At 64.8% G+C, this 657-nt stretch carries 1 protein-coding gene and 1 pseudogene; both read left to right on the forward strand.

Going from position 1 to position 657, the window contains the following annotated elements; translation table 11 throughout:
* Window positions 1-335: pseudogene (locus tag DXD16_RS10135) on the forward strand (hypothetical protein); the annotation flags it as partial.
* Window positions 336-382: 47 nt separating this feature from the next.
* Entirely contained in the window at window positions 383-598 is a 216-nt protein-coding gene (locus DXD16_RS10140; RefSeq protein WP_117655987.1) for a type II toxin-antitoxin system RelB/DinJ family antitoxin, read from the forward strand.
* Window positions 599-657 lie beyond the last annotated feature (59 nt).

Consider the following 657-nt stretch of genomic DNA (forward strand, 5'->3'; position numbering starts at 1 on the left):
CGACCGCATACATCGACGTGCTGCGCGACCTGAAGGTCGCCTCGCATGAGTCCTATGACTCCAAGGACCGCTCGGAGGGCACCATCAACCGCATCAACACCGTCCATTCGCTCCTCGAATCGTTCATGGCCCGCTTCAGGGGCGTGTCCACCAAGCACTTGGGAGCCTACCTCGACTGGTTCCGCTGGTGCCGCACCTTCATGGCGGCGGGCTCGCGCGCGGCGGAGTCCACGGTCGCCCGCCAGCTCGCCAACGGCTCCTGCTCGACCCGCGTCCGCGGCATGTTCGGCCTCGAGCCTCCCCTCATGGACTACTGGGACGGGCGGGCGGCCTAGCGAACTAAAATGGTGGCCACGGAGCAGCGACCGCGGAAGGAGCGGCAATGACATCGAACGTCCCGGCCACCACGATAAGAATTGATCCCGAGGTCAAAAGGGAGGCCGTGGCCGTGCTCGACGAGCTCGGGCTCTCCATGTCGGGCGCCATGAACATATTCCTCAGGGCGGTGATCCGCGAGGGCGGCCTGCCCTTCGACGTCAGGCTGGGATCTTCGGGGAAGGCTGACGGGGAGGGCGGGGACCGCGATGGGCGGGGATAGCCCGATTATTTTCCGGTTCGACGAACAGCCGATCGTGTCAAATTTGGTCTAACAGAGCC

Origin of the sequence: Collinsella sp. TF11-5AC, assembly GCF_003436775.1 — a bacterium.
Classification (GTDB): domain Bacteria; phylum Actinomycetota; class Coriobacteriia; order Coriobacteriales; family Coriobacteriaceae; genus Collinsella.

Excerpts from the sequence above, each read along its gene's own strand:
- DXD16_RS10140 (WP_117655987.1), top strand. The coding sequence starts at position 383 with ATGACATCGAACGTCCCGGCCACCACGATAAGAATTGATCCCGAGGTC.